Origin of the sequence: Enterobacter sp. AN-K1, from assembly GCF_020971765.1 — a bacterium.
GTDB classification, from domain to species: Bacteria; Pseudomonadota; Gammaproteobacteria; order Enterobacterales; family Enterobacteriaceae; genus Enterobacter; species Enterobacter hormaechei_C.
In genome coordinates this window covers 3,357,348-3,384,047 of sequence record NZ_CP087390.1, presented here as the reverse complement: position 1 = coordinate 3,384,047, position 26,700 = coordinate 3,357,348, and the positions used below count along the sequence as shown (strand labels likewise).

22 protein-coding genes and 1 other annotated feature are annotated in these 26,700 nt (G+C 55.7%); of the genes, 10 read left to right on the top strand and 12 right to left on the bottom strand.

Going from position 1 to position 26,700, the window contains the following annotated elements; genetic code table 11:
• The first annotated feature begins 49 nt into the window (after positions 1-49).
• On the top strand, positions 50-844 hold the full coding sequence (locus tag LOC22_RS16080) for a TraB/GumN family protein (RefSeq protein WP_230239042.1): 795 nt from the start codon (positions 50-52) through the stop codon (positions 842-844).
• Positions 845-1,042: 198 nt separating this feature from the next.
• Positions 1,043-1,522: a Cys-tRNA(Pro)/Cys-tRNA(Cys) deacylase YbaK gene (gene ybaK, locus LOC22_RS16075; protein WP_010428207.1), complete on the top strand. Its 480-nt coding sequence runs from the start codon at positions 1,043-1,045 to the stop codon at positions 1,520-1,522.
• 89 nt (positions 1,523-1,611) lie between these two features.
• On the opposite strand, the gene ushA is transcribed toward ybaK, so the two are convergent.
• The gene (gene ushA / locus LOC22_RS16070) at positions 1,612-3,264 is read right to left on the bottom strand and encodes a bifunctional UDP-sugar hydrolase/5'-nucleotidase UshA (protein ID WP_230239041.1); all 1,653 of its coding nucleotides are present in this window, start codon (positions 3,262-3,264) and stop codon (positions 1,612-1,614) included.
• Positions 3,265-3,428: 164 nt separating this feature from the next.
• On the opposite strand from ushA, the gene LOC22_RS16065 reads away from it, so the two are divergent.
• Both LOC22_RS16065 and ybaL read left to right on the top strand, forming a co-directional pair.
• Positions 3,429-4,649, top strand: coding sequence for an MFS transporter (locus LOC22_RS16065; RefSeq protein WP_015571242.1), 1,221 nt, complete (start codon positions 3,429-3,431; stop codon positions 4,647-4,649).
• Between the two features lie 232 nt (positions 4,650-4,881).
• Positions 4,882-6,558 carry a YbaL family putative K(+) efflux transporter gene (gene ybaL / locus LOC22_RS16060; RefSeq protein WP_017383218.1) on the top strand — a complete coding sequence of 559 codons (1,677 nt, stop codon included), beginning with the start codon at positions 4,882-4,884 and terminating at the stop codon, positions 6,556-6,558.
• Positions 6,559-6,651: 93 nt separating this feature from the next.
• On the opposite strand, the gene LOC22_RS16055 is transcribed toward ybaL, so the two are convergent.
• The 9 genes from LOC22_RS16055 to LOC22_RS16015 all read right to left on the bottom strand — a co-directional run bounded on the left by LOC22_RS16055 (position 6,652) and on the right by LOC22_RS16015 (position 16,042).
• Positions 6,652-7,956 carry an inosine/guanosine kinase gene (locus tag LOC22_RS16055; protein WP_023303206.1) on the bottom strand — a complete coding sequence of 435 codons (1,305 nt, stop codon included), beginning with the start codon at positions 7,954-7,956 and terminating at the stop codon, positions 6,652-6,654.
• A 62-nt stretch (positions 7,957-8,018) separates the two neighbouring features.
• Complete coding sequence (gene hemH / locus LOC22_RS16050) at positions 8,019-8,981, bottom strand: ferrochelatase (protein WP_116481053.1); 963 nt, start codon at positions 8,979-8,981, stop codon at positions 8,019-8,021.
• Between the two features lie 124 nt (positions 8,982-9,105).
• Positions 9,106-9,750 (bottom strand): adenylate kinase, encoded by a 645-nt coding sequence (gene adk, locus LOC22_RS16045; protein ID WP_006809841.1) that lies wholly within the window; start codon positions 9,748-9,750, stop codon positions 9,106-9,108.
• 218 nt (positions 9,751-9,968) lie between these two features.
• Positions 9,969-11,843 carry a molecular chaperone HtpG gene (gene htpG, locus LOC22_RS16040; protein ID WP_032670453.1) on the bottom strand — a complete coding sequence of 625 codons (1,875 nt, stop codon included), beginning with the start codon at positions 11,841-11,843 and terminating at the stop codon, positions 9,969-9,971.
• A gap of 110 nt (positions 11,844-11,953) precedes the next feature.
• A complete protein-coding gene (recR, locus tag LOC22_RS16035; RefSeq protein WP_006809843.1) occupies positions 11,954-12,559 on the bottom strand; it encodes a recombination mediator RecR in 606 nt (201 codons plus the stop codon).
• Positions 12,559-12,891, bottom strand: a complete 333-nt coding sequence (locus tag LOC22_RS16030; RefSeq protein ID WP_003858972.1) for a YbaB/EbfC family nucleoid-associated protein — start codon at positions 12,889-12,891, stop codon at positions 12,559-12,561. Before LOC22_RS16030 ends, recR begins: the two co-directional genes overlap by 1 nt.
• A gap of 53 nt (positions 12,892-12,944) precedes the next feature.
• Positions 12,945-14,873 carry a DNA polymerase III subunit gamma/tau gene (dnaX, locus tag LOC22_RS16025; protein ID WP_017383214.1) on the bottom strand — a complete coding sequence of 643 codons (1,929 nt, stop codon included), beginning with the start codon at positions 14,871-14,873 and terminating at the stop codon, positions 12,945-12,947.
• Positions 13,551-13,615, bottom strand: a sequence feature (DnaX frameshifting element). It overlaps the preceding gene by 65 nt.
• An 88-nt stretch (positions 14,874-14,961) precedes the next feature.
• The gene (apt, locus tag LOC22_RS16020) at positions 14,962-15,513 is read right to left on the bottom strand and encodes an adenine phosphoribosyltransferase (RefSeq protein WP_006176947.1); all 552 of its coding nucleotides are present in this window, start codon (positions 15,511-15,513) and stop codon (positions 14,962-14,964) included.
• 151 nt (positions 15,514-15,664) lie between these two features.
• Entirely contained in the window at positions 15,665-16,042 is a 378-nt protein-coding gene (locus tag LOC22_RS16015; RefSeq protein ID WP_015571246.1) for a DUF454 family protein, read from the bottom strand.
• Between the two features lie 50 nt (positions 16,043-16,092).
• Here LOC22_RS16015 and priC point away from each other — a divergent pair, with 50 nt between their 5' ends.
• On the top strand, positions 16,093-16,620 hold the full coding sequence (gene priC / locus LOC22_RS16010; protein ID WP_017383213.1) for a primosomal replication protein N'': 528 nt from the start codon (positions 16,093-16,095) through the stop codon (positions 16,618-16,620).
• A gap of 12 nt (positions 16,621-16,632) precedes the next feature.
• Entirely contained in the window at positions 16,633-16,809 is a 177-nt protein-coding gene (rsmS, locus tag LOC22_RS16005) for a pleiotropic regulatory protein RsmS (protein WP_017383212.1), read from the top strand.
• Position 16,810: 1 nt separating this feature from the next.
• On the opposite strand, the gene mscK is transcribed toward rsmS, so the two are convergent.
• Complete coding sequence (mscK, locus tag LOC22_RS16000; RefSeq protein WP_230239040.1) at positions 16,811-20,158, bottom strand: mechanosensitive channel MscK; 3,348 nt, start codon at positions 20,156-20,158, stop codon at positions 16,811-16,813.
• A gap of 113 nt (positions 20,159-20,271) precedes the next feature.
• Positions 20,272-20,925, bottom strand: a complete 654-nt coding sequence (acrR, locus tag LOC22_RS15995) for a multidrug efflux transporter transcriptional repressor AcrR (protein ID WP_015571247.1) — start codon at positions 20,923-20,925, stop codon at positions 20,272-20,274.
• A 141-nt stretch (positions 20,926-21,066) separates the two neighbouring features.
• Here acrR and acrA point away from each other — a divergent pair, with 141 nt between their 5' ends.
• The 4 genes from acrA (at position 21,067) to LOC22_RS15975 (ending at position 26,560) form a co-directional block, all read left to right on the top strand.
• Positions 21,067-22,260, top strand: a complete 1,194-nt coding sequence (acrA, locus tag LOC22_RS15990) for a multidrug efflux RND transporter periplasmic adaptor subunit AcrA (RefSeq protein ID WP_017694395.1) — start codon at positions 21,067-21,069, stop codon at positions 22,258-22,260.
• Between the two features lie 22 nt (positions 22,261-22,282).
• Positions 22,283-25,429, top strand: a complete 3,147-nt coding sequence (acrB, locus tag LOC22_RS15985; RefSeq protein ID WP_015571248.1) for a multidrug efflux RND transporter permease subunit AcrB — start codon at positions 22,283-22,285, stop codon at positions 25,427-25,429.
• 510 nt (positions 25,430-25,939) lie between these two features.
• Positions 25,940-26,314 carry an Hha toxicity modulator TomB gene (gene tomB, locus LOC22_RS15980; RefSeq protein ID WP_006809850.1) on the top strand — a complete coding sequence of 125 codons (375 nt, stop codon included), beginning with the start codon at positions 25,940-25,942 and terminating at the stop codon, positions 26,312-26,314.
• Between the two features lie 27 nt (positions 26,315-26,341).
• Positions 26,342-26,560, top strand: a complete 219-nt coding sequence (locus tag LOC22_RS15975; RefSeq protein ID WP_015571250.1) for an HHA domain-containing protein — start codon at positions 26,342-26,344, stop codon at positions 26,558-26,560.
• The last annotated feature ends 140 nt before the right edge of the window (positions 26,561-26,700 follow it).

The window sequence follows — 26,700 nt, the reverse complement described above, 5'->3', positions numbered from 1 at the left end:
CCTTGTACCCGTACGCGCTAGCATGAACCTTTCCGGTCATGGAGCGCGTATGGGTCTGTTTAATCGTCTAAAAACATCGTTTCGCGCCCTCTTTCCTCGCCGTTATGCCTGGCCCGGTATGGATATTTCGCTTCCGGGCGGGCAGCATCTGCACCTGGTGGGAAGCATTCATATGGGCACGCAGGATATGTCCCCCCTGCCCTCCGGCCTGATTAAACTGCTGAAGCGCGCCGACGCGCTAATCGTCGAAGCCGACATCTCCGGCCATGAATCGCCGTTTGCTGGGCTGGAAAGCGATCGCCCCCTGGCGGAACGTCTTAACGAGACGCAGCTGGCTGAGCTTACCCGTCTTGCGGATGAGACCGGCGTCTCGCTCTCTATGCTCGACACTCTGCCCCTGTGGCAAATTGCCATGGTGCTACAGGCCACCCAGGCGCAGCGCCTGGGGCTGCGCGGCGATTACGGTATCGATTATCAGCTGCTGAATGCGGCAAGGGCGAGCAATATGTCCGTCATTGAACTGGAAGGCACGGACAGCCAGATTGCGCTTCTTCGCCAGCTTCCCGATGACGGCCTGATACTGCTGGATGATACCCTGACCCACTGGCACACCAACGCGCGTCTGCTGCAAACGATGATTGGCTGGTGGCTGGATGCGCCGCCCGCAGACGGTAAGCTGGCGTTACCGTCGACGTTCAGTGAATCGTTGTATGATGTGCTGATGAACGCGCGCAACCAGGCGTGGCGGGAGACACTATATGCCCTGCCTGCCGGTCGTTATGTTGTCGCGGTTGGCGCGTTGCATTTGTACGGAGAAGGGAATTTGCCGTCGCTGCTGAAATAAAAAAATGGCCAATATCTCTATTGGCCCGTCAAAGAGGAATTTCATCGTTTTTATTATACCGAAGTGACCTTCGGCTACGCCGATTGTCGCTCAAAGTAACCATCACTGCCAATACTATTGCGCAAGATGGTGCTATTTTTTAGACAAACGTCAGGCGTATGCTGCTGGTATGAATCGTCTGTCGTAAGAAGGATAGCCATGACTCCCGCCGTTAAATTACTCGAAAAAAACAAAATTTCTTTCCGGATCCACACCTACGATCACGATCCGAACGAAACCAACTTTGGTGATGAAGTGGTGCGCAAGCTGGGGCTGAACGCGGACCAGGTCTACAAAACGCTGCTGGTCGCGGTGAACGGCGATATGAAGCACCTCGCCGTGGCAGTGACGCCCGTCGCCGGACAGCTTGATCTGAAGAAAGTGGCCAAAGCGCTGGGAGCGAAAAAGGTCGATATGGCTGACCCGATGGTTGCGCAACGCACAACGGGTTATCTGGTCGGCGGGATCAGCCCGCTCGGCCAGAAAAAGCGTCTGCCGACGCTGATCGATGCGCCTTCGCAGGAATTTGAGACGATCTATATTTCTGGCGGCAAGCGCGGGCTGGATATCGAACTGGCCGCAGGCGATCTGGCGAAAATGCTGGACGCGAAATTTGCGGATATTGCGCGCCGGGATTGAGAAAATTGCCCGGTGGCGCTGCGCTTACCGGGCCTACGATTCGAATGTAGGCCGGGTAAGGCGAAGCCGCCACCCGGCAAAAAAACGCACTACTGCCAGCTCACCTCGCCTTTCGGCTCATACATGTTCACGTCAATCGGTGAATTTTGCTGGATAAACTGCTTCAACACTTCCGCATCAATAAACCCGGTATTTACATAGCCCGGTTTGTTATCGATATGCGGATAGCCGTCGCCGCCGGTGGCGTTAAAGCTTAACGTTGCCAGGCGGTAGGTTTTCGCCGGATCAACCGGTTCGCCTTCGATTTTGAGATCGTTAAGCTTGCCGTCCTTCGCGACGAAGCTGACGTTAGCAAACTGCGGATACGCCCCGGAATCCGGCTTCATCTGCGCCACGGCGGTCAGGTAGTCAATCACCTCCTTCCCGCTCATGTCCGCATAGACCACCACGTTGCCAAACGGCTGCACTTTGAGCACGTCTTTATAGGTGATGTCTCCGCCTTCAATGGAATCACGAATACCGCCGCCGCTCATCACGCCGAAATCCGCATTCGTGCGCGCCATCTGCGCGGCCAGCACCAGACGCCCCATGTTGGTCTGTACAAAGCGGACTTTGCTGCGGTCCCCTTCCAGTCGTCCGTTAAGCGTGCCAATCTTCACGTCCAGCTGCACTTTCCCTTTGCTCTGGAACGGCGTCAGCAGAGAGAGCATCTGCTGGTTTTCAGCGATCTCTGGCGTGTAGAGTACGCGCTCGCTTTTGCCGTCCGGGTAGGTCACTTTCTTCTTCAGGTTGACCGGGATGAGCTGATAGTGCACCAGCTTCATCTCGCCGTTACGGAATTCGAAATCCGCGCGGCCAACGTATTTACCCCACTCGTGGGCCTGTACAATCCAGATCCCGTTCTGACGATCAGGCGCGCACGGGGTGCCGGGCACATAATCTGCCTGCTTTTTATTCTCAGAAGCCATGCAGACCGGATCCTGTGAGTGACCGCCCACAATCATCGCCAGCGAGCCCGCAGGAAGGCTGCGCGCCATCTCCACGTCGCCCGGCGCGTTAGAGCCGTGCTGACCGTTATCGTAATGCCCCATGTGGGTGGTCGCGATAATCACATCCGGTTTTTCATTCTGCTGCAACTCCTGGATCACCAGCTTCGCTTCGTCCGCCGGTTTACGGAATTCGATGTCGGTGAAAAATTCAGGATTACCAATTTTGGCCGTATCGTCGGTGGTTAAGCCGATGACCGCGATCTTCAGATCCTGACGCTTAAACAGCGCCCACGGTTTAAACAGGCGCTCGCCGGTGCTTTTCTGATAAATATTGGCGGAAAGGAACGGGAATTTGGACCACTTCTCCTGCTGGCGCAACACGCTCAGCGGATTATCAAACTCGTGGTTTCCAACCGCCATCGCGTCGTAACCGATTAAATTCATGCCGCGGAAATCAGGCTCGGCATCCTGCAAATCAGATTCCGGTACCCCGGTATTAATATCCCCGCCCGACAGCAGCAGCACGCTGCCGCCCTGGGCCGCGACCTCTTTACGAATGCCGTCCACCAGCGTTTTTTGCGCCGCCAGGCCATATTCACCGTATTCGCTGCGCCAGAAATGGCCGTGATGATCGTTAGTATGCAGAATGGTAATTTTATAGGTTTTATCTTTTTCATACGCCTGCGCGGGCAGGCTTGTCAGCCCCCATGCGGCGATGAGCGCCAGCGCGACGCCACGCTTCATTAACTTCATCTTCTCTCTCCCTGACCCATAGACAAACGCAAAAATTACAGTGACTCACAAGAATAGACAAATAAGTTTTCAGAATTGCGACTTTCTTCAAATGTCACGGACGGGTATGTTAGTCGGATAATAATTACTCCCTGCATCTCTAATAACAAATCGACGTGGTATTTATGGCAATCAGTGAATCAACCCAGCCCGTCCAGGGCGCTCCGGCGTCGCCGCCGAAATCGCGCACTTCCTTTAAAGTATTAGGCGCAATCAGTCTCTCTCATCTGCTCAACGACATGATCCAGTCGCTGATTCTGGCGATCTACCCGCTGTTGCAGTCTGAGTTCTCATTAACCTTCGTGCAGATCGGGATGATCACCCTGACCTTCCAGCTGGCCTCTTCGCTGCTACAGCCGGTGGTGGGCTACTGGACGGACAAATACCCGATGCCATGGTCGCTGCCCATTGGCATGTGCTTTACCCTGAGCGGGCTGGTGCTGCTGGCCATGGCGGGCAGCTTTGAGGCGGTTCTGGTTGCCGCGGCGCTGGTGGGAACCGGTTCATCGGTGTTCCATCCGGAATCGTCCCGCGTGGCACGTATGGCCTCCGGCGGACGTCACGGGCTGGCGCAGTCTCTGTTCCAGGTGGGGGGTAACTTTGGTAGCTCCCTCGGTCCTCTGCTGGCGGCGGTAATTATCGCGCCTTACGGCAAAGGCAACGTGGCGTGGTTTGTGCTGGCCGCGCTGCTGGCGATTGTCGTCCTGGCGCAAATCAGCCGCTGGTATGCCGCGCAGCATCGCGTAAATAAGGGAAAACCTGCCGCGAAGATAACCAATCCCCTTCCGCGCAATAAGGTGATCCTTGCCGTCAGCGTGCTGCTGGTGCTGATTTTCTCGAAATATTTCTATATGGCGAGCATTAGCAGCTATTACACCTTCTATCTGATGCAAAAATTCGGATTATCAGTACAAAACGCCCAGTTCCACCTCTTTGCCTTCCTGTTTGCGGTGGCGGCAGGCACGGTGATAGGCGGCCCTGTGGGGGATAAAATTGGACGTAAATATGTCATTTGGGGCTCTATCCTCGGCGTCGCGCCGTTTACGCTTGTTTTACCGTATGCAACGCTGGAATGGACCGGAATATTGACGGTGATTATTGGTTTTATTCTCGCATCGGCATTTTCAGCCATCCTGGTCTACGCGCAGGAGCTGCTGCCGGGACGTATCGGTATGGTTTCCGGCCTCTTTTTCGGTTTTGCCTTTGGCATGGGCGGCCTTGGCGCAGCCGTGTTGGGGATGGTTGCAGACCACACCAGCATCTTCCTGGTCTATAAAATCTGCGCTTTCCTGCCACTTCTGGGGATGTTGACCATATTCCTGCCTGACAATCGTCATAAAGCGTGACTTCACGGCTGCCAAAGTTAAACTTTGGCAGCCGGATAACCTGATGCCATAAGGCTTTCCTCTCCCTCCCCTCAGCAAATTTATCAAAATCTGCCTTTTTTCATGCTTATTGCCTTTTTATTGTGATTTCAACAATTATTCATAAACATAAGCGTAAAAATTGTCATAAACTATTAATCGGCTTTTTGGTATTTGCACCAAAAATGGATCACCCATCGCGAAAGGAGACGGAATGCACCACGCCACACCGCTTATCACCACCATTGTTGGTGGACTTGTGCTCGCTTTTATTCTCGGCATGATTGCCAATAAACTGCGTATTTCGCCCCTTGTAGGCTATTTGCTGGCGGGCGTGCTGGCAGGGCCCTTTACGCCGGGTTTTGTCGCAGATACCAAACTGGCGCCTGAGCTGGCGGAATTGGGCGTAATCCTGCTGATGTTTGGCGTCGGACTGCATTTTTCCCTGAAGGATCTGATGGCGGTAAAGTCGATCGCCATACCGGGAGCGATCGCCCAGATAGGGGTGGCGACGCTGCTGGGCATGGCGCTTTCGGCGGTGCTGGGCTGGTCAATCATGACCGGTATCGTATTTGGGCTGTGTCTTTCAACCGCCAGTACCGTGGTGCTGCTGCGCGCGCTTGAAGAGAGACAGCTGATAGACAGCCAGCGCGGACAAATCGCGATAGGCTGGCTGATTGTTGAAGATCTGGTAATGGTGTTGACGCTGGTTCTGCTGCCTGCCGTTGCCGGGATGATGGAAAAAGAGAATATCGGCTTCGCCTCGCTGGCGCTGGATATGAGCATTACCATCGGTAAAGTCGTGGCGTTTATCGCCATCATGATGCTGGTGGGCCGCCGTCTGGTGCCGTGGATCATGTCCCGCAGCGCCGCCACGGGCTCGCGTGAACTGTTCACGCTTTCGGTCCTTGCGCTGGCGCTGGGCATTGCCTTTGGCGCCGTCGAGCTGTTTGACGTCTCCTTTGCGCTGGGCGCGTTCTTCGCCGGGATGGTGCTGAACGAGTCCGAGCTGAGCCACCGTGCCGCGCACGATACCCTGCCGCTACGTGATGCATTCGCGGTGCTGTTCTTTGTCTCCGTCGGGATGCTGTTCGACCCGCTGATCCTCATTCAGCAGCCGCTGGCCGTGCTGGGTACGCTGGCAATCATCATCTTTGGTAAGTCCGTTGCCGCCTTCTTCCTGGTACGGATGTTCGGTCACTCGCCGCGCACGGCGCTGACCATCGCCGCCAGCCTGGCGCAGATTGGCGAGTTCGCCTTTATTCTTGCCGGTCTGGGGATGGCCCTGAACCTGCTGCCACAGGCGGGGCAAAATCTGGTGCTGGCGGGGGCGATCCTCTCCATCATGCTAAACCCGGTATTGTTTGCCCTGCTGGAGAAATATCTCGAGAAGACCGAAACCCTCGAAGAGCAAACCCTGGAAGAAGCGATTGAGGAGGAGAAACAGATCCCCGTAGATATCTGCAACCACGCGCTGCTGGTCGGTTTTGGCCGCGTCGGCAGCCTGCTCGGTGAGAAGCTGATGGCCCAGGGGATCCCCCTGGTAGTGATTGAAACCTCCCGCACTCGCGTCGACGAGCTTCGCGAGCGCGGCATCCGCGCGGTGCTGGGCAACGCGGCTAACGAAGAGATTATGAATCTGGCGCATCTGGACTGCGCTCGCTGGCTGCTGCTCACTATCCCGAACGGTTACGAGGCTGGCGAGATTGTCGCCACAGCCCGTGAAAAATGCCCACATATCGAAATCATTGCCCGCGCCCATTATGATGACGAAGTGGAGTACATCACCGAGCGCGGCGCGAATCAGGTGGTGATGGGTGAGCGTGAGATTGCAAATACAATGCTGACAATGCTGACAAAACCGCCAGTTGAAGAGGCGGTGACGGGTTAAGTTTTGTGCGGCCTGATGCCCTCACCCTGGCCCTCTCCCACAGGGAGAGGGAACAAACACTAAAAACGGCAACCACAGGTTGCCGTTTTGCTTTTACCTGTCCCAATACGCCTCTTCGAGGCTGTCTTCCCGTTCCGGCAGCCCCCGCGTTAAGCGCGGTGAATGCTGGTTCAGCACCTGATAACTCACGCGGTTCGCGTACTTGCACACCTGCGCCAGCGAGGAGTAGGTCAGCCAGTTGAAGGTGTGCTTGCTGGAATTCGGCACATTGGTTTTGTGGTAGGCGTTGGCGGTGATGTCGTGCAGCAGCGCGGCCAGCGCGCCGTCGCCCGCGCCGTTGGTGTTCATGATCTTCTCGGGGCCACCCATATACGGTGCGATGTGGGAGAAGATACGCAGCGGGTTGATGCAGTCTTTATGACGCATGGCGCGGCTGAACTCGTACTGGTTAAATTCGGCGATTGCGCCCGGCAGCAGCGGGTGCTGGGTTTTCCGCTTGCTCTCTTCTTCCGTGAAGCCCGCCATATACAGCCCGACCGGCCCGGCGGTGCAGAGCACCAGATCTACCCAGTCCAGCGCCTTATCAGACGCCAGCAGCGGATCGCTTTCGCCGGTCAGCGCTTCGGCTTCTTCTTCATTCATCGCCAGAATCGAGACGTGTTCTTTCAGGAAGGCCTGCCACCACTCCGGGTTGTCGGCAATGACGAATTTGGTGCCCAGCGTCAGAACCACAGGCACGTTGTATTTCTTCGCGTACTCAATTGCCTTCATGGTTGCGTCCGGCATTGGTTCGCCCGGCTTGCAGCGCACCAGATAGGAGGTCAGTACCAGCGCAGACGCGCCCGCGATCACCTCTTCCGGGATACTTTCAGCGCGCAGCTTGTTCATATGGCCGGGGCTGATGGCAAAGGTACGCTCGCCGGAATCGCTTATCAGCGTAAAGCAGCGGCCAATCGGCCCGTCAACGCCCTGCAAATAGTTCAGATCGGTGCGGCTGGAGGTATTGCACAGGTAGCGGTAGGCATAGCCACCGATTTCGATATTGCTGCACATCACGCCAAGCAGCACCGAGCGGTCGTCTGCCAGTACGGAGTAGTTGTGCATGGTGTTGCCGATGGTACCGCCGGCAAACTGGTGGGTGATAAGATTTTCGCGCACCAGCTCCTGATACAGCACTTCAGCAACGTCATCCTCAATCACCAGCGAGTGCCCGGCGCTCAGACCGTAACGTGCGACAAACGCATCATCCACTTTGGCTTCAATGTCCACCAGCGTCTGATCGATACCGACCACCCAGGCAGCGCTGGTTTCGCTTTCCTGCTGAATTTGCTGTAACAGCGGATCGCGGGCATCGACGGGGAAATAGTGTTTGGACTTACGTTTACCGGGAAATTTCATGGTCTGAACTGTGCAAAGAATACGGGCCGGGAATGGTAGCACAAACCCGGCCCGTAACGCGATCAGCGGCGGGTGGTGACCAGTGACACCATCATGTCGATGTGTTCAGGGGAGTCGTTAAGCGCAGGAATGTATTCGTATTTCGTTCCGCCCGCCTCCATAAAGAACTCTTTGTTCTGGACAGCAATCTCTTCCAGCGTTTCCAGACAGTCCGCCGAGAAGCCCGGCGACATCACCTGAATGTGCTTCACGCCCTTCTCGCCCAGCATCTTAAGCGTTTCATCAGTATACGGGGTGAGCCACGGTTCACGGCCGAAGCGCGACTGGAAGGTCATCATCACCTTCTCAGGCGGCAGGCCGAGGGCGGAGACCAGCTCGCGGGTGGTATCGCGGCAACGCTGGGGGTAATCATCCCCTTCGTTCGCGAAACGCTGCGGAATACCGTGATAGGAGAGCAGCAGCAGATCCGGCTCGCCGTGTTTTTCAAACGACGCGCGCGCGCTGCTGGCAAGCGCCTGAATGTACAGCTCGTTATCGGCGTAGTCGCGGATAAAGGTGATACCCGGTATACGGCGGCGGGTCGCCAGAATGCGCGCCAGTTCGTCCCAGACGGCAGCTACCGTGGAGCACGAATACTGCGGATAAAGGGCCAGCACCACAATGTGTTCAACGCCCTGCGCCAGCAGAGAGTCGACGGCGCTTTCCAGGGACGGCTTACCGTAGCTCATGCCGAGCGCAACGGGCATGTCCGGCAGGCGGGCGGCCAGCGCCTTCTCCTGACGACGGCTGTACACCATCAGCGGCGAGCCCTCTTCCATCCACACGGACTGATAGAGCTTTGCCACACGCGGGGAACGAATCGGCAGAATGATGCCACGCAGCAGTGGCCACCACAGCAGTCTTGGGGTATCCACGACGCGCGTGTCGCTTAAAAATTGTCGCAGGTAGCGTTTGACCGCCGCTGGAGTAGGTGCTTCTGGGGTGCCCAGATTGGCAAGCAGGATGCCGGTTTTCGCCTGACTCATTCACGCCTCTTAACCATTTGATAGGCTGTCAATTGTAGCGGAAATGCGTTTAAACGAAACCCATTGCTGTAATAGGTAAGATGAGAATTTTTCTCACCCGGGGCTCCGGGTGAGAGAGGTGCGCTTAGCCGAGGATTTTTTCCAGCTCTGCACGTACGTCAGCCACGGCTTTGGTGCCGTCCACTTTCGCGTATTTGGTGTTACCCGCCTGCGCTTCTTTGGTGTAGTAGCCGATCAGCGGTGCGGTCATCTGATGATATTCCACCAGGCGTTTACGCACGGTTTCTTCCTGATCGTCTTTACGGGTGGTCAGCTCTTCGCCGGTCACGTCGTCTTTGCCTTCAACCTTAGGTGGGTTGAATTTGATGTGGTAAACGCGGCCAGAAGCAGCGTGTACGCGACGGCCAACGATACGGTCAACGATCAGCTCGTCTGGTACGTCGAACTCCAGCACGTAATCCACGTTGATGCCCGCTTCTTTCATGGCGTCAGCCTGAGGAATGGTGCGCGGGAAGCCGTCCAGCAGGAAACCGTTACGGCAGTCTTCCTGAGCAATGCGCTCTTTAACCAGCGCGATAACCAGTTCGTCGGTCACCAGTTTGCCTGCGTCCATGATGTCTTTCGCTTGTTTACCCAGCTCGGAGCCAGATTTAACAGCGGCGCGCAGCATGTCACCGGTGGAGATTTGCGGAATACCGTATTTCTCCATGATGAACTGAGCCTGAGTTCCTTTACCCGCGCCCGGAGCGCCAAGCAGAATAATACGCATTGCGAAAATCCCCTCAAAAGTCGATTCAATTTTTCAAAAAGCGCTAAACAATACCACCAGAACGGGTATGGCTCAAGGAAGGCGGGAAGGCTGAAACGGTTAACGGGAGGAGATAATTTGGCTTCGGGCGGTCTGGTGCCCTCACCCTAACCCTCTCCCACAGGGAGAGGGAACTCTTTCACCCTCTCCCTGTGGGAGAGGGCCGGGGTGAGGGAAGATTACGCCAGCAGCAGCGCATTCACACGTTTAATGAACAGGTTAGGATCTTCCAGCGTACCGCGCTCGGCCAGCAGGGACTGATCCAGCAGCAGTTCAACCCACTCCGCAAAGCGGGCGTCGTCCTGGGTATCCGCCGCGCGTTTCACCAGCGGGTGATCCGGATTAAGCTCAAAGATATATTTCACATCCGGCACGGCCTGGCCCGCCGCAGCGAACAGTTTCGCCATCTGGGTGCTCATTTCGTCCGCATCGGTGGTGACAATGGCTGGCGTATCGGTCAGACGGTGCGTGAAGCGCACCTCTTTCACGCGGTCGCCCAGCAGCGTTTTAACGCGCTCAACGAACGGCTCCAGCGCCTTCTCGGCTTCTTTCGCGCTGTCGTCCACTTCATCCGCCAGCTTATCGATAGACTCGTCGGCTTTGGCAACGGACTGGAAGGATTTACCGTCGAACTCGGTCAGGTAGTTCATCATCCACTCGTCGATGCGGTCAGACAGCAGCAGCACTTCGATGCCTTTCTTACGCAGTAGTTCCAGATGCGGGCTGCTCTTCGCTGCCGCATAGCTGTCGGCGGTGATGTAGTAGATCTTCTCCTGCCCTTCTTTCATGCGGGAGACGTACTCTTCCAGCGACACGGTCTGGGCGGAGGAGTCGTTGTGCGTAGAGGCGAAGCGCAGCAGTTTAGCGATAGCTTCCACGTTCGCAGTATCTTCCGCCGGACCTTCTTTCAGCACCAGGCCAAACTGTTTCCAGAAGGTCTGGTATTTTTCCGCATCGTCCTTCGCCAGTTTTTCCAGCATCTGCAACGCACGTTTGGTCAGGGCGTTGCGCAGGTTACGGGTGACGGTGCTGTCCTGAAGAATTTCACGGGAGACGTTCAGCGGCAGATCGTTGGAGTCTATCAGGCCACGCACAAAGCGCAGGTAGTTCGGCATGAACTGCTCGGCGTCGTCCATAATGAACACGCGCTGCACGTACAGCTTCAGGCCGTGCTTGTGATCGCGGTTCCACATGTCCCACGGCGCCTGTGCCGGGATGTACAGCAGGCTGGTGTACTCCTGCTTCCCTTCAACACGGTTGTGGCTCCAGGTCAGCGGATCGGTGAAGTCGTGGGCGATGTGCTTGTAAAACTCGTTGTACTCGTCGTCTTTAATTTCAGCTTTATTACGCGTCCACAGCGCCTGCGCCTTGTTGATTTTTTCCCAGGAAACCACGGTTTCGCCGTCTTTCTCTTCCTGTTTTTCAATCTCAACCGGCAGCGCGATATGGTCGGAATATTTGCTGATGATGGAGCGTACGCGCCAGTCGTTCAGGAAATCGTCTTCGCCTTCACGCAGGTGCAGGGTGATTTCGGTGCCGCGATCCGCTTTGGTGATGTCATCAACGGTGTATTCACCTTCACCTTTAGACTCCCACAGCACGCCGTTCTCGGCGCTGTCGCCCGCGGCGCGGGTGCGCACGGTAACTTTGTCCGCCACGATGAACGCCGAGTAGAAGCCTACGCCGAACTGACCGATCAGCTGGCTGTCTTTCGCCTGGTCAGAGCCCATGGACTCAAGGAACGCTTTGGTGCCGGATTTGGCGATGGTTCCGAGGTGGTCAATCACCTCGTCGCGGTTCATCCCGATGCCGTTATCGGCGATGGTCAGGGTGCGGTTCTCTTTATTAAACGAGACGCGCACGCGCAGCTCGCCGTCGCCTTCATACAGATCCGGGTTAGACAGCGCGCGGAAGCGCAGCTTGTCCGCCGCATCAGAGGCGTTGGAAATCAGCTCACGCAGGAAGATTTCTTTGTTGGAATACAGGGAATGGATCATCAGGTGCAGAAGCTGTTTTACTTCTGACTGGAAACCACGGGTTTCTTGTCCTTTCATCTAAGTCGACCTCAACAATGCCATTTAATGGGGTTGTAAAACGTTGAGTGAGAGATGGGGATAAGGGGAGGAATTTTCAAGCGGAGGCCGCGCGCGCAGCCTCCGTTTGGTCAGAAAATAATCTTGTGACGTCCGGCCAGCGAGTGTGACAGCGTGGTGCCGTCGACCATCTCCAGCTCACCGCCGACCGGCACGCCGTGGGCGATGCGGCTGGCGTCAACGCCGTACTGCGCGCACAGCTCGGCGATGTAGTTGGCGGTTGCCTCCCCTTCCACCGTCGGGTTGGTGGCGAGGATCACCTCTTTGATGGTTTCCGACTCCAGGCGCTGCTCCAGGCGATCGAGACCGATATCGTCCGGGCCGATGCCATCCAGCGGGGAGAGATGCCCCATCAGCACGAAATAGCGGCCGGAAAACTGCCCGGTTTGTTCGATGGCGTAGATGTCCGCCGGACTCTCCACCACGCAAATCTGACCGTTTTCCTGACGACGCGGGTTCGTGCAGATGTTACATACGTCCTGCTCGGTAAAGGTCCGGCAATCCGCACAGTGGCCAATTTCTGACATGGCGCGGGTCAGAGCCTGCGCCAGGCGCATCCCGCCGCTGCGGTCGCGCTGCAATAGCGTAAACGCCATACGCTGCGCCGACTTCGGGCCAACGCCCGGCAGGCAGCGCAGTGCTTCCATTAACTGCGTGAGCAGCGGACTGGTTTGCATCAGAATGGCATCTTAAAGCCCGGCGGCAGTTGCATACCGCTGGAAACAGAGGCCATTTTCTCTTTCTGGGTTTCGTCGATACGGCGAGCGGCATCGTTAAACGCGGCTGCAACCAGATCTTCCAGCATCTCTTTGTCGTCTTCGAGCAGGCTCGGGTCGATTTCAACGCGACGGCAGTTATGCGCACCGTTGATGGTCACCTTGACCAGACCGGCACCGGATTCACCCGTGACTTCCAGCTGAGCGATCTCTTCCTGCATCTTCTGCATTTTTTCCTGCATCTGCTGAGCCTGCTTCATCAGACCACCCAGACCGCCTTTTCCACCAAACATAGGCTTCTCTCTTCTTTCACGTTAAGGATTACAACCGTAAGTCAGACTCACGATCAAATGGGGCGAATACTCTCTTCATCCAAATCGGCGTCGAAGAACCGGCGCAGGGTCTGGATGTTGTTATCCGCAATTATCGCCTCGCGCGCCTGCGCGAGCTTCTCTTCATAAATGGCCTGACGCCACTCGAGCGGCGTTTTCACCGCCGGATTATCATCTTCAATGATAGTCAATTCAACCGGTACACCCTGTAATGCGGTAAGCGCCTCGGCCAGCGCCTTTTGCGCGCCAGGGGAGTTGAGGTGCCGCTGGCCAGGGCGCAGGTGCAGACGCACCTGATTACCGTCCTGCTCTTTCCAGGCGTTCAGCGCGACCTGCTCCACCAGCTTCGGCAGTTGCAGTTTGCTGACCTCGGCGGCCCAGGCGTCGCGCTCAATGGATTCTTCCGCGAGCTTCGCGGATAGCTCCGGCGTTTTTTCATGCTCCAGCGCCTTTTTCAGCGCTTTTGGCGTGGCGACCACTTCCTTGACCGTTTCAACAACGGTGGTCGCCTTCCAGCGGTATGCCTCTTCTTTCGCCGGGGCTTTTTGCTCGAGCGCGGACGGTGCCGGACGCGACTGCACGCGCTCCGTTACCGAGGCCAGTCGTTCAAGCGCGGCGTTGTTCACCGGCCGCGCTCTTGCAGGCGCTGCCGGTTCACTCTTTTTTGGTTTGGTTGCTCCCTGCGCACGTTGCAACTGGCTTCGTGCGGCAAGCACCGAACTGGTGGCATCCGACAGCGGCACGTTTTGCGGCGGCGGCGATGCCGGTTGCGGTGGCACCTGCTGCGGTGACATTACCGCGGTCGGCGCAACCGGCGCAAAGGACTGCCGGGGCGTTTCCGGCTCCGGCAGTGGCTTGCGCGGATGGAAGGCCAGCGCGCGCAGCAGCGTCATTTCAACGCCCATCCGGCGATCCGGTGCAAACGGCAGCTCTTTGCGGCCAATCAGCAGCGTCTGATAATAAAGCTGAACATCAGCCGGCGGCACGGTGCGCGCAAGTTCACGCATCCGCTGTTCAATGGTCGCCATGTCCGCGCCAATAGCCGACGGAGACAGTTGCAGCATCGCCACACGGTGCAGCAGGCTGAGCATCTCGACCAGCAGCGCTTCCCACTCAATGCCACGGGCAGCGGCGTCGTTGACGAGGGTCATTACCCGCTCACCGTTGGCGGCAATCATCGCTTCAATAAGCGACAGCGCCTGATCGTCATCCAGCGTGCCGAGCATGGTACTGACCGCGTCGGTGGAGAGTTTACCGTCACCGCTGGCAATCGCCTGGTCGGTCAGGCTCAGCGCATCGCGCAGGCTGCCGTCCGCGGCACGGGCCAGCAGTTGCAGCGCACGCGGCTCGTGGACAATGTTCTCTTCATCGAGGATATGCTCAAGCTGAGCGCGGATCTGCTCAACGTCGAGCGCCTTCAGATGGAATTGCAGGCAGCGCGAGAGGATCGTGACCGGCAGCTTTTGCGGATCGGTGGTCGCCAGCAGGAATTTGACATGCGCAGGCGGCTCTTCCAGCGTTTTCAGCAGGGCGTTGAAGCTGTGGCGCGACAGCATGTGCACTTCATCGATCAGATAGACCTTGAAGCGGCCGCGCGCCGGGGCGTACTGCACGTTGTCGAGCAGATCGCGGGTGTCTTCCACTTTGGTGCGCGAGGCGGCGTCGATCTCAATCAGATCGACAAAACGCCCCTGCTCGATCTCACGACAGTTGTCGCACACGCCGCACGGGGTGGCGGTGATCCCGGTTTCGCAGTTCAGACCTTTTGCCAGCAGACGGGCAATAGAGGTTTTACCGACGCCGCGGGTGCCGGAGAAAAGATAGGCGTGATGGATGCGACCTAGCGACAAGCCGTTCGCCAGGGCCGTCAGCACATGTTCCTGACCGACAACGTCAGCAAAGGTTTGTGGTCGCCATTTACGGGCTAACACCTGATAACTCATGGGCAGGCTCTGCAACGCTGGAAGGTGAATTAATGGAGGGGAATGCTATCACAACCTCACCCATTGAGCGAGGTTGTGAGATACGGGATTAATGTCCCGGGAATGGCACCAGGCAGTAGCTGGTAATACCCTGTTTTTCCAGGCGCTGCTCGCCGCCGAGATCGAACAGGTTGATGATGAATGCCGCGTCGGTCACTTCCCCGCCCAGACGACGGATCAGCTTCACGGTCGCTTCGATGGTGCCGCCGGTTGCCAGCAGATCGTCCACCACCAGCACTTTGTCGCCTGGCTTGATGGCATCAACGTGAATTTCCAGCTGATCGGTGCCGTATTCCAGCTCATAGCTCTCAGCAATGGTTTCACGCGGCAGTTTGCGCGGCTTACGCACCGGCACAAAACCCACGCCCATCGCCAGCGCAACCGGTGCGCCAAACAGGAAGCCACGGGCTTCAGTACCTACTACTTTGGTGATCCCGGCGTTTTTATAACGCTCAACCAGCAGTTCAATGCTGAGGGCGTACGCTTTCGGGTCTTCCAGCAAGCTGGTGACATCGCGGAAAAGAATGCCAGGTTTTGGATAGTCCTGGATACTTTTGATGCTATTTTTCAGATATTCAAGCTGCTGTGCAGTTGCGGTCATCGGTTTGTGCCTAAATGAAACAGTGTTACTCACGGCGCGCGACGAGTCGGTCAAAGTAACAGTTGTTTAACCTTTGACCAGGCGCACCTGTGCTCGAAAACGGTCGAATTTACTGGCTGAGCGCCATAATTGCAACCGCCATGATGAGGCTTCAGTGCTTTTGTTGCTTTTCATCAACCACGGGGATCCGCCACATAAAGATCAGCAGGCAGACCAGGATCGCCAGCAGCAGAATGCGCACCCACATCATTTTCACCAGCCATAACGAGACGGCGAAGGTGATCAGGATGAAGGCAATGGCGCGCGGCTTAGCCCCGGGCGGCATGGCCCGGTGTTTTTGCCAGTGCCGCAGGTAGCCGCCAAACCACGAGCGGTACAGAAGCCAGTGGTGAAAACGCGGCGACGAGCGGGCGAAGCACCAGGCGGCCAACAGGATAAACGGGGTGGTCGGCAGCAAGGGTAAAACCACACCCAGCGTGCCCAGCACTACCGCGAGCCAGCCAATGATGATTAAAATAGTACGCTGCATAATGCGAATCGTTATCAAACTGAACGGCTACTTTACCACTGGAGAGCGCCTTGAAAACAGCACTGCTTCTTGAGAGGCTGCAAAATCAGCTGATCGCGCTGCGGGCGCAGGCCACGCCGTTGATGGGCCACGCCACGCTGAAACCGCGCTTTGACCGACAGCTCTTCCGCACCCGCAGCACCGTCATTGAGGATTATCTTGCTGAAGCGCAGACCAATCTCGACGAGCTTCGTCACGCGGTTGAGAGTGAACAGCAGGAACAGGTCGCGTGGCTTGCGGAGCATCTTACCGAGCAGATCACCGCCCTGCACCGGGAAATCGCCGCCTGGCCGTTACGGGCGTGGGACAGCGCCTCGCCGGGGCTCGGTAAATGGCAGCGCAAGCGGCTGGAGAACCAGGAGTTTGAGCGCCGTCTGTTTGAGATGAAGCGCGAGCGCGAAGCCCGCCTGAACACCAGCGAAACGCTGGAAGAGCAGCAGTTATTAATGCGTGAAATCAGCGCGCTGGAAGGCCGTATCGTCCGCTGCCGTCAGGCGCTGGATGAGATTGAACGCGTCATTGAACGCCTGACCCGTTAACAGGAGCCACTGATGTCACTGGAAAATGCCCCCGACGAGGTCAAGCTGGCCGTCGATTTAATTATGCTGCTGGAGAATCACGAGATCCCGGCGGAGACGGTGCTGAAAGCGCTGGAGATTGTGCGACGAGATTTTGAGGGGAAACTTCCCCCTCACCCTACCCTCTCCCCAGAGGAGAGAGGGAAATAGATTAGGCGGGAGTAGGGTCGTCCCCCTTAATCTCGCGCTTCACTTCCGTATGCTCATTGCCTTTCTCGTTGCGCAGATGAACCTCAAGCTGGTTAAAGGCGATATTAATATCGTTTTCACGACACAGACGGTCAATGGTGCGGTTCAGCTCATCGACGGTGTAGCTGCGATCGCGCAGTTCGCGTACGTACAGGCGCAGCTCATGATCCAAAGTGCTCGGCCCGAAGGTGGTGAAGAATACCGCTGGCGCAGGATCGTGCATCACTTTTGGATGGTCAGCTGCCGCCTTCAGCAGTACCTCTTTCACCTTGTCCAGATCCGAGCCATAGGCCACCCCGAGTCGGATCACCACGCGAGTGGTGGTATCCGAGAGCGACCAGTTGATCAGACGCTCGGTCACAAACGCTTTGTTCGGGATGATCACCTCTTTACGATCGAAGTCGGTAATGGTGGTCGCACGAATGCGGATCTTGCTGACGGTCCCGGAGAAAGTACCGATGGTGACGGTATCGCCGATACGCACCGGACGTTCGAATAGGATAATCAGGCCAGAGACAAAGTTACCGAAGATCTCCTGCAAGCCGAAGCCCAGACCCACCGACAACGCCGCCGCCAGCCACTGGAGTTTATCCCACGAGACGCCCAGCGAGCCGAATACCGTCATCGCCCCGACAATAATAATGACATAGTTCAGGATGGTGGTAATAGCGTACGACGCCCCCTGACGCAGGTTCAGCCTTGAGAGCACCAGCACTTCCAGCAGACCCGGCAGGTTGCGGATCAACGCCCAGGCAACCACTGACGACACCAGCGCAAAGAGCAGGCTGCCCATGGTGACGCTTTTCATTACCGCAGCGCCCGCTTCGGTACCGTTGTATTGCCAGAGCGTGATACTGTCGAGGTAGGCGAAGACGGTAATTAAATCAGACCAGATGGCCCAGAACATCACCGCAAACAGGGCGATCATCACCAGCATGGTAATACGCATCGTTTGCTGGTTAACCTGCTCCAGAGCAATGGTCGGCTCTTCCTGCGGCTCTGCCCCTTCAGCCCCCTCTTTCACCTGATGCTGCCGACGGGCAACAGCACGACGATACGCAATGCGGCGCGCCGCCACGCTCAAACCACGCAGCACGGTCTGGAACAGCAGGTTCCATACAATCACCAGATAAACCGTTTCGATCCAGCGGCCGGACAGACGCAGCGTGGTATAGAAGTAACCCGTCGCCGTCAGCACCATCAGCGCCAGAGGAATGATCGCCAGTACCGTTACGGTAGCCAGACGAAGATTGTGGGACTCTTTATCCCGCCAGCTGTCGCGGCACATTGGCCACATCAGAACGGCAATCAGCAGCAGGTTCAGCATAATCACCAGTTGCCCCAGCACGTCATCCATCAGGTGCAGCGGGGAAAGCTCCGCCACAACTGACCAGAAGTGCAGCGGCAGCAGCGCGAGGCTGATGCGCACAATCTGGCGACGCCAGTGGCTGGTGAGTTTTTCCGGCATGTTGAAGTGGCGGACGGCGACGCCATCTTTTTCCAGCACTTTCCAGCACAGACCAAACACCAGCCAGAACAGCGCCAGCTTCTTGCTGAACGCCCACAGCAGATCGCTGATATTCAGCTGCATGGTCAGCAGGATCAGGCCCACGGCGAGTATCAACAGGCAGACCGGCAGAGCACGGATCAGATCGATCAGGATCGCTTTCGGGGTGTGCAGCTGGCTGTCGTTACGCAGTTGCCCCACTTCCGAGGCCAGCTTCGCCTGGTACTGTTTCAGCCATTTCAAACGCCAGCGTATGACGCCAGCGATGAGCAGCAAAGGCAGCCCCGTCAGGAAGGCAATCATCACCGCAGGCCAGGCTTTCTCCCAGTTCACGGTAATTTTCATGCTTTTGATCTGGGATTTCAGCGTTTCCGGGAAAGATTTAAACCAGTCCCAGTCCATGGGTTTATTGCTGTTCACCCAGAAAATCTGCTGGGTCAGGATCTCCTGGAGGCTTTTAGAAACGCTCACCAGCTGCTGCTGGTTGATTTGCAGGTTAATCGCCATCATCAGCTGGTTGCCCAGCTGCTTGTTAAGCTGATCGAGCAATTCGCGGCGCATGTCCACCACCTGCAACAGCGCGTCGTGAACTTCAGCGTTCACTTCACCTGAATGGCCCTCTTCCACTTTGGCAACGAAGGTATCGCTCTGGAATAGCGCATCGCGCTGCTGGTTAACGTCAAACTGTTCAAGACGCAAATCCGCAATGCGGTTGGTCATGTCTTCCAGCTCGTCGGCGGACGGCAGCGTCTGCTGTTGCTGGTAGAGAATGCGCGACAGCAGCAGGCTGCCCTTCAGGACGGCAATCTGCTCCTTGACGTTGCGCTCGGCCTGCAAAGCGCGATCCAGCCAGTTTTTGACCTTAATATTTTGCTGCACCAGCGCGCTGCCGTTTTCAGTCGCCTGAATCAGACGCTCGCTCAGCTGGTGGTTAATCTCCAGCTCCTGCTTCACCAGCGGGTTGGCCTGAATACGGGCCGTCTCGTCTGGCGAAACCGCTTCCTGCGCCGTTTTTTCAGTCAGCGTCAGGCGCTTGCTGTTCACCGCTTCCTGCAACAGCTGAAGCTGATGCTCAAGCCGGTTGATATTCGCGGTCACGTAGTCACGCTGTTTTTGCAGCGCATCCTGTAGCACCGTGTTGCCTTCCAGGCTCTTACGCTGCTGTTCAATCTCCGCGTTTAGCAGCGTCTGCTGGATGTTCAGCAGCGTTTGCTGGGTGGGACGAAGCGCCCCTTCCCCCACGGTGATGCCATTCAGACGGTTACGTATCTGCTGTAGCTGTTGCGACGCCGAGTACATGGCGTTCTGCACGCGCTCAGGCTGGGTTTGCAGCGAAACCAGCTGGCTGTTGTAGGTTGAGAGATCGGACTGCGCCGTTTGCAGATCGTCCAGCAGCTGCGCCACGCGCGACTCAAGCTGGCGCAACGACAGCGTGGCAAGCGTTTTTCGGGTTTCATCGTCGTTATCGACGTCGCTGAGCGCACTCAGCGCCTCCGTTGCCTTACGCATGTTCTCCGGCGCCTGAGCGACCTTCTGCCGTAGCTGGGCCGTTTCGGCTTTGATGCGATCGATCTTGTCCAGCGTTTCCAGGGTTTCCGTTAGATCCTGCTGAACGAGCTTTTCCTGGGCGGAGAGATCTTTTTGCTTATTCAGGGTGTCGAGTTGCGACTGAACATCAGCACGCGTGGGAATGTCACTGCCGTTGTCTGCACGGGCCCATGAAAGCGGCGCGGCTGCAAAGTAAAACAGCAGGATCAAAAACAGGGCCAGAACAGGATGTTGCGAGCGATTGATGTGCAGCATAGTTGTGAATGTGATGTGAGAAATGACCGGAAATAGTCGGGCATGAAGGATATCACGCCCGGCTGAAGCAGAATAGTACGACGGAAAGGGTCTACGATTTTTCCCATGCCCGATCAGGCAGAGCGCGGGCTAAGTTTACTTTGAAGGGTCGGACAGAGCTGGCACATCTCAAGAAAAATTTCGACGTAGCTGCGCGCCTCTGATCTGAGATCGAACGACTCCGGAGCAAAAAGCCAGTTTTCCATCAGGCCGGAAATATAGCTGCGCATCAGGATCGCCGCCCGGCGGGTGAGTAATGTGGCAGGAAGCATTTTGGCCTGCATGCACTCCGTGAGGACCTGTTCGATGCGATCGTAGCTTTCCAGACACAGGTCGCGCTGCGCCTGTTGAACCACCGCCATTTCACCAACGAACTCACATTTATGGAAGATGATTTCCATCATCAGACGACGACGCTCTTCAACAACCGTCGCTTCAAGGATATATACTAGAATTTCTCTTAACACTGAGAGTGGATCGTGAGGGAATTTTGCCCGATACTCACTCTCAAGATCGCTAATGCTGGACTCTGAAAGCTCCCAGATTTCACCAAACAGATCGGACTTGTCTTTGAAATGCCAGTAAATCGCTCCCCGCGTGACGCCCGCGGCCTGAGCAATCTGTGCCAGCGAGGTTGCCGAAACACCCTGCTGTGAGAACAAACGCATTGCCACATCCAGAATGTGTTGTCGGGTTTCCAGCGCTTGTTGTTTGGTTTTTCGTGCCATACGTTGATGAATTTACAGGAGTCAGATTTACATACATTTATGAATGTATGTACCATAGCATGACGATAATATAAACGCAGCAATGGGTTTTTAGACTCAGGACCCTTGATCAATTTGAAATCGGACACTCGAGGTTTACATATGAACAAAAACAGAGGGTTAACGCCTCTGGCGGTCGTTCTGATGCTCTCAGGCAGCTTAGCGCTTACAGGATGTGACGACAAACAGGCTCAACAAGGAGCTCAGCAGGTGCCAGAAGTTGGCGTCGTGACGCTCAAATCCGAACCTCTCCAGATGACAACAGAACTACCGGGCCGCACCAGCGCCTACCGCATTGCGGAAGTGCGTCCGCAGGTGAGCGGTATCATCCTGAAACGTAACTTCACCGAAGGCGGTGATGTCAAGGCAGGCGAGTCTCTGTATCAGATTGATCCAGCAACCTATCAGGCGTCTTATGAGAGCGCTAAGGGCGATCTGGCTAAAGCCGAAGCGGCAGCCAAAATCTCGCAGCTGACGTTGAATCGTTACAAGAAACTGCTCGGCACGCAGTACATCAGCCAACAGGATTACGATTCTGCCCTGGCCGATGCACAGCAAGCCAACGCAGCCGTTGTGGCGGCGAAAGCGGCGGTAGAAACCGCGCGTATTAACCTGGCCTACACCAAAGTGACCTCCCCTATCAGCGGTCGCATTGGTAAATCAGCCGTCACCGAAGGTGCGCTGGTGCAGAACGGTCAAACCAACGCGCTGGCCACCGTGCAGCAGCTCGACCCGATCTACGTTGACGTCACCCAGTCCAGCAACGATTTCCTGCGTCTCAAACAGGAGCTGGCTAACGGCACCCTGAAACAGGAAAACGGTAAAGCCAAAGTGGAACTGGTTACCAACGACGGTATCAAGTTCTCACAGACTGGCACACTGGAATTTTCTGATGTGACCGTCGATCAGACCACCGGCTCTATCACCATCCGGGCCATTTTCCCCAATCCGGATAAAACCCTGCTGCCCGGTATGTTCGTACGCGCCCGTCTTGAGGAAGGGACTAACCCAAGCGCCATTCTGGTTCCTCAGCAAGGTGTGACCCGTACGCCACGCGGTGATGCGAGCGCACTGGTTGTGGGTGCCGATAACAAAGTCGAAACACGCAATATCACTGCAACGCAGGCGATTGGCGACAAGTGGCTGGTAACGGAAGGTCTGAAAGATGGCGATCGCGTAATTATTACTGGTTTGCAAAAAGTTCGTCCTGGTGCGCAGGTCAAAGCTCAGGAAGTGAAATCTGACGACAAACAACAAGCGTCGGCCGCTGGCCAGTCAGAACAAACCAAGTCTTAACTTAAACAGGAGCCGTTAAGACATGCCTAATTTCTTTATCGATCGCCCCATATTTGCGTGGGTGATCGCCATAATCATCATGCTGGCCGGGGGACTTGCGATCCTGAAGCTGCCTGTCGCGCAATATCCAACGATTGCGCCGCCGGCAGTGACGATCTCCGCAACCTATCCGGGCGCTGATGCCAAAACGGTGCAGGATACCGTTACGCAGGTTATCGAACAGAACATGAACGGTATCGATAACCTGATGTACATGTCCTCAAACAGTGACTCAACCGGTACGGTTCAGATCACCCTGACCTTTGAATCCGGTACGGATGCGGACATTGCACAGGTTCAGGTGCAGAACAAATTGCAGCTGGCGATGCCTCTGCTGCCGCAGGAAGTACAACAGCAGGGCGTGAGCGTCGAGAAATCGTCCAGTAGCTTCCTGATGGTGGTCGGCGTGATCAACACCAACGGCACCATGACGCAGGAGGATATTTCCGACTACGTGGGCGCCAACATGAAGGACGCCATCAGCCGTACGTCTGGTGTGGGTGACGTTCAGCTGTTCGGTTCCCAGTACGCGATGCGTATCTGGATGGATCCGAATAAACTGAACAACTTCCAGCTGACGCCGGTTGACGTGATCAGCGCAATTAAAGCGCAGAACGCCCAGGTTGCCGCCGGTCAGTTGGGTGGTACACCGCCGGTGAAAGGCCAGCAGCTTAACGCGTCGATCATCGCGCAAACGCGTCTGACCTCCGCCGATGAGTTCAGCAAAATTCTGCTGAAGGTGAATCAGGACGGTTCGCAGGTTCGCCTGCGTGACGTGGCGAAGGTTGAGCTGGGCGGTGAGAACTACGACATCATTGCGAAGTTCAACGGTAAACCGGCTTCCGGTCTGGGTATCAAACTGGCGACGGGCGCGAACGCCCTGGACACCGCGACGGCTATCCGTGCAGAACTGAAGAAGATGGAACCGTTCTTCCCGTCAGGTCTGAAAATCGTTTATCCGTATGACACCACGCCATTCGTTAAAATTTCGATTCACGAAGTGGTGAAAACCCTGGTTGAGGCGATCATTCTCGTCTTCCTGGTGATGTACCTGTTCCTGCAAAACTTCCGCGCAACGCTGATCCCAACCATCGCCGTGCCGGTTGTACTGCTCGGGACCTTCGCGGTGCTGGCGATATTTGGCTACTCGATAAACACCCTGACGATGTTCGGGATGGTGCTCGCCATCGGCTTGCTGGTGGATGACGCCATCGTGGTGGTCGAAAACGTCGAGCGTGTCATGGCGGAAGAAGGCCTGCCGCCGAAGGAAGCAACCCGTAAATCAATGGGCCAGATCCAGGGCGCGCTGGTCGGTATCGCGATGGTACTGTCTGCGGTATTTATTCCGATGGCCTTCTTTGGCGGCTCTACCGGTGCGATTTACCGTCAGTTCTCCATCACCATAGTTTCGGCGATGGCGCTGTCGGTACTGGTTGCACTGATCCTGACGCCAGCCCTGTGCGCGACGATGCTGAAGCCGATTCAGAAAGGCGGTCACGGCGAGCATAAAGGCTTCTTCGGCTGGTTCAACCGCATGTTTGATAAGAGTACGCACCACTACACCGACAGCGTGGGTAACATCCTGCGCAGCACCGGTCGTTACCTGCTGCTCTATATCATCATCGTGGTGGGCATGGCTTTCCTGTTCGTTCGTCTGCCAAGCTCGTTCCTGCCAGATGAAGACCAGGGCGTGTTCCTGAGTATGGCGCAGCTTCCGGCCGGTGCGACGCAAGAGCGTACGCAAAAGGTGCTGGATGAGATGACCGACTACTTCCTGACCAAAGAGAAAGACAACGTCGAATCCGTGTTTGCGGTTAACGGCTTTGGCTTCGCGGGTCGTGGTCAGAACACCGGTATCGCCTTCGTTTCTCTGAAAGACTGGTCTGAACGTCCGGGCGCAGAGAACAAGGTAGAAGCCATTACCGGCCGCGCGATGGGCACCTTCTCACAGATTAAAGATGCGATGGTCTTCGCCTTTAACCTGCCAGCGATTGTTGAACTGGGTACGGCGACCGGCTTCGACTTCCAGCTGATTGACCAGGGCGGTCTGGGCCACGAAAAACTGACTCAGGCGCGTAACCAGCTGTTTGGCGAGGTGGCAAAACACCCTGACCTGCTGGTGGGCGTACGTCCTAACGGTCTGGAAGATACGCCGCAGTACAAGATCGATATCGACCAGGAAAAAGCGCAGGCGCTGGGTGTTTCCATCAGCGACATTAATACCACGCTGGGTGCAGCCTGGGGTGGCAGCTACGTCAACGACTTCATCGACCGTGGTCGCGTGAAGAAAGTCTACGTGATGTCCGAAGCGCAATACCGTATGCTGCCGAACGATATCAACAACTGGTATGTTCGCGGCAGCGATGGCCAGATGGTGCCGTTCTCCGCCTTCTCAACCTCGCGCTGGGAATACGGTTCACCGCGTCTGGAGCGTTATAACGGCTTGCCATCGATGGAAATCCTCGGTCAGGCAGCCCCGGGCCGAAGCACCGGTGAAGCCATGAACCTGATGGAAGAACTGGCCAGCAAACTGCCTGCGGGTGTCGGCTACGACTGGACCGGCATGTCCTATCAGGAACGTCTGTCCGGTAACCAGGCCCCTGCCCTGTACGCCATTTCACTGATTGTGGTGTTCCTGTGTCTGGCGGCATTGTATGAGAGCTGGTCGATTCCATTCTCCGTTATGCTGGTGGTTCCGCTGGGGGTTATCGGTGCGCTGCTTGCCGCAACGTTCCGTGGGCTGACCAACGACGTTTACTTCCAGGTGGGCCTGCTGACAACCATTGGCTTGTCGGCGAAGAACGCGATACTAATCGTCGAATTCGCCAAAGATCTGATGGAGAAAGAAGGAAAAGGCCTGATTGAAGCAACGCTGGAAGCCGTTCGTATGCGTTTGCGTCCAATCCTGATGACGTCCCTGGCGTTTATCCTCGGCGTTATGCCGCTGGTTATCAGCTCCGGCGCGGGCTCCGGCGCACAGAACGCAGTAGGTACCGGCGTAATGGGTGGGATGGTAACCGCGACCGTTCTTGCGATCTTCTTCGTACCGGTGTTCTTCGTGGTGGTTCGCCGCCGCTTCAGCCGTAAGAATGAAGACGTTGAGCACAATCATTCGGTAGAACATCACTGATACCGGTTTCACATGATAAAAAGGCCGCATTTGCGGCCTTTTTCTTTTTCAGAAAAAATCATAAAATAGACCTATTGCCTTTCTATTTATTTTCCTCCTTTTTAATAAGGCCTATCATAATAGGCCGATAACTTACACCAGGAACTCAGCATTCTTTTATTATCATTTCGTGACGTAAATTATTCGGACTATTCCTAAGCAATGGAAAATATCTGAAGATATCTGGTTTCGGACTTCACATGAAACTTTGCGCTAACTCAATGAATTCTAAGGAACCGATAAAAATCGTCTTTTTTATTGATTAACGCGTTCGCTGCAAAAGGTAGATTTGCGTAAAGGCTCGAACAGTAACGATTTAATTGTAATTTTTCGTAATAGCGCGGTGAAATCTTGATCAGAGTGGCTTATAGTTAGAGTTATCAGGAACACAGCTCCCGTGTGGCTAAGCAAGTTGTATCCATCCCGACATGATGTTCGGTGAGTAAAAAATCACTCAGAAGGGGATGCGCTATGGACGAGTACTCGCCAAAAAGGCATGATATCGCGCAGTTGAAATTTCTCTGCGAATCCTTGTACCATGACTGCCTTGCCAATCTTGAAGAAAGTAACCATGGCTGGGTGAACGATCCAACGTCTGCTATCAATTTACAGCTCAACGAGCTGATCGAGCATATCGCCACCTTCGCACTTAATTATAAAATTAAGTACAATGAAGATAATAAGTTGATAGAGCAAATTGATGAATACCTGGACGACACCTTTATGTTGTTCAGCAGCTACGGCATTAACGCACAGGATTTGCAGAAATGGCGTAAATCAGGAAACCGTCTATTTCGCTGCTTCACTAATGTCAGCAGAGCTAATCCGGTTAGTCTTTCCTGTTAAAATTATTACAATTACTAAGGTGAATTTATGTCTGATAAACCATTAACAAAAGTCGATTATTTGATGCGCCTGCGACGCTGCCAGTCAATTGACACCCTTGAACGAGTTATTGAGAAAAATAAATACGAGCTGTCTGATAATGAACTGGCGGTATTTTATTCAGCTGCCGACCATCGTCTTGCTGAGCTGACCATGAATAAACTGTATGACAAGATCCCCTCTTCGGTGTGGAAATTTGTTCGTTAATCGTTGAAGAGAGACTGTAAAGGCATTACGCCCGTTGTTAAGCTGAATTTACCTTTCGAATTACGCTTCAAATGCAAACGCCAGGTTCCCGTATAAAACGTATTTATGCGCAAGAATGTTGTGACTCCCGTCACAGCCAC